Here is a 3,006-nt window from a genome sequence, read left to right on the forward strand (position 1 = left end):
CTCACACCTGCGGAAACATCCCGCGATCCGGGCCATCACCGCGTCCAGGAAACCCGCCCGGCGCTCATCATCGGCATGCGCTATCGTGCCCCGGACGGCCGCCGGGTTCTTTACTTTTGTCACACGAAGCAACGATCACGGCGGCCGTCTCGCATGTCCGGCACTCCACCCGATCGTGATCACCCCCGGCCGCCCCGCCGACCAGCAGCAACATCCCCACAGCCACGATCTACAGCTGCCGTAACTGGCCGACTTCGTCGCGGAAAAGCAGCCGAGGACTATGTACGAGAAGAACCTCGTTGCCTGCTACTACCTAGAGAGTGTCATGGGTGTCGAAGGAATCACGGTCGGCCACGTGCTTGCCGTATACCTGGCTTGCAACTGGACGCCGCCCTCGCAGCCCGACACCACCCTCCGCAACACGGCAGCCGCAAAGGACTGGATCGATACTAGCGACTCAAAGAACATCAGGGTTGTGTGGGGTGGACTGCACCATATTCAGTCCAGGATGCCCACCCCTGACCCCAAGAAGGGCAGGGCTGACCGCATTCTCGGATGCTGAGACGGTGAGGGCTGCCGAGTTGGTCTGATGTGGGAGATCACGTGTTGGCGGTGATCTGTGAAGCCGGGCCCGGAAGCAACGAAGCTCCTGTAGATCAAGGGATTGTCGAGATCACCTTGTCCAGCAGGAGCTTCGTTGTCGGTACAGTCTCCCACGCCTATGCCCGCGCCCGCGTCCGTGTTGGCCATCGCCGCCGTTCTCGCGAGATTCCAGGGACGGGAGGAGCCCGGGGTCCAAACCGAGGTCTTTGACCTGCGGGAGGTGTGGGCCCAGATCACCGATCCGCGTGATCGGCGGGGACGCCGCCACTCGCTGGTGGCGATCTTGGGGTTGGTGCAGGCCGCGGTGGTGTCGGGTGCGACCGGGTTCGCGGCGATCCGGCACTGGATCGGCGCGGCGCCCCAGCACGTGCTCGCCGAGGCCGGGGCACGTCGCAGTCCCCGGACCGGCCGGTATGAGGCTCCGCACCCCGACACGGTATGCCGGGTGCTGGAGCGGCTGGACACCGCCGAGGTGGATGCGGCCTACGCCCGCTACCAGGCGGCGCGGCTGCCCGCGCTGTACGACGACCCCGATGAGCTGGTACCGGTGACCGTGGACGGCAAGTCCCAGCGCGGCACCGCCGACGGGCGCGGTCGCCGTGCCCGGCATCGTCTGGGCGCGATGCTCGCCCAGGAGGGTATCGCCCTCGCCCAGTTCGACGTGAACGGCAAGCACAACGAGATCACCGCGTTCATCCCGCTGCTGGACCAGATCGGCGACATCGGCAACATGGTGATCAGCGCCGACATGATGCACACCCAGCGTGAACACGCCCGCTACCTGCATCGCCGGGGCGCGCACTTCGTTCTGCCCGTGGGCGGCAACCAGCCGGGGTTGTTCGACCGGCTCGATGCCCTGCCTTGGGCTGAGGTGCCGATCGGGTGGATGACCTACGATCGCGGCCACGGCCGTCAGGAGATCCGTACCATCCAGGTGATGCCGGCACCCAAGGGCATCAGGTTTCCCCACGTCAAACAGGTGTTCCTGATCGAGCGTCACTTCCTGGACCTGACCGGCGGGCCGCTGTCGTGCCAGGCCGTGCTCGGTGTCACCAGCCTGCCCGCCGGCAAGGCCGGACCCCGCCGTCTGGCCGAACTCGCCCGGGGCGAGTGGTCGATCGAAAACCGCGATCATTACGTCCGCGATGTGACATTGGGTGAGGATCGCTGCCGGGTCCGGACCGGCGCCATGCCCTCGATCCTGGCCGTCATGCGCAGCCACGCCATCAGCGCGCTACGCCTGCTCGGCTTCACCAACATCGCCGAAGCCACCCGCTGGGCACGCGACGACTTCACCCACCCGCTCATCGCCCTCGGTCTCACATAACGAGAATGCGGTCAGCCCTGTGCTTACCCCTGAAGAGTCTTGGCGTACGCGGCGATACGGGCGTTCCTGGCGTGGAGGAACTCCATGCTCGTCTCCATGTAGCGGCGGTACGTCGCCAGGTCCTGCGGCACTGACGGCATGGCGAACTCGTCGAACGGCATTGCGAATCGGACCCGGCCCCCGTCGAGCAGGTCCTGGAGGAGGAAGTGGTCGATGAACCCTTCGAAGGTTCCAAACAGGGCGAAGAAGTCGGTGTACCGAGCGAGGACCTCCCCGAGTGGGCTCCGCTGACCCGCGTAGTGGCGGCGGACGCACTCGACCGTGAGGTCGAACCGGTCGGCGATCCGTGGGTGGAAGCCGCGGGCACCGTTGATCGTCTGCTTGTTTCCGATCTTGTTGCCCGGCCAGACCATCATCCCGCCGATCGTGTAGCCCAGGTTCCAGAACGCTTCGTACTCGCCATCATCGAGCATGGCGACGATGGCACTTGCCTTGTGTGGGAACGTGGGGATGACGGCGTCGCTGCTGAGCCAGAACTGTCCCTTGTCCGACTCGTGGACGAGGTAACCTCCTCTCGGCCTTCCATCGGCAAGGTCGAAGCACGTCCCGTCTGGAAGTTCTTTGCTCCAGAGCGCCCGGTGGTAGCGGTGCAGCGTGTCGCTGTGCGTGTCGGGGTCTTTGCCCGGGGGAGTGTCGGTCTGGAAGTCATACGTCGTGTCGATCAAGTTCCCATCGAGCGGGCGCGACCTACCTGACGGTTGAGCCCCAGATTTGGATACGCCGCCTACGACGCGCTCGTTGGCGTGGGGGAAGTGGCCGGGGCAGTAGATTCGTAGATGCCCCTTCGCGTGTCGGGCGTGACGGTGCTTGATGACGGTCAGCTGGTCAGCGGGCAGGACGGCCCCGCACGTGGAGCACTTTCGGTGGTCGGGGCCAGCGGCATTCCGGTCGGGGAAGACCTCGCCCAAGATGCGGGGTTCGTCATAAGCAATCAGGTCTCGCTCGTCGAGCATGTCTGATGCTCCCCCCATTGTGCTCGGCATCAGTGAAGCGTGGTGGAGTGGGGCCGCTGCTGC

General features: G+C 65.5%; 3 protein-coding genes. 2 read left to right on the top strand and 1 reads right to left on the bottom strand.

Annotation, left to right across the window (positions count from 1 at the left end):
• The first annotated feature begins 280 nt into the window (after positions 1-280).
• Together M7H19_RS14760 and M7H19_RS14765 are read left to right on the top strand one after the other, a co-directional pair.
• Positions 281-562 (top strand): hypothetical protein, encoded by a 282-nt coding sequence (locus M7H19_RS14760; RefSeq protein ID WP_298181760.1) that lies wholly within the window; start codon positions 281-283, stop codon positions 560-562.
• Between the two features lie 135 nt (positions 563-697).
• Positions 698-1,930 (top strand): ISAs1 family transposase, encoded by a 1,233-nt coding sequence (locus M7H19_RS14765; protein WP_298181762.1) that lies wholly within the window; start codon positions 698-700, stop codon positions 1,928-1,930.
• Positions 1,931-1,953: 23 nt separating this feature from the next.
• Here the strand turns inward: M7H19_RS14765 and M7H19_RS14770 are convergent, their stop codons facing one another.
• Entirely contained in the window at positions 1,954-2,943 is a 990-nt protein-coding gene (locus tag M7H19_RS14770) for a hypothetical protein (RefSeq protein ID WP_298181764.1), read from the bottom strand.
• Positions 2,944-3,006: the final 63 nt, after the last annotated feature.

Origin of the sequence: Saccharomonospora sp. (assembly GCF_027317685.1) — a bacterium.
Taxonomy (GTDB): domain Bacteria; phylum Actinomycetota; class Actinomycetes; order Mycobacteriales; family Pseudonocardiaceae; genus Saccharomonospora.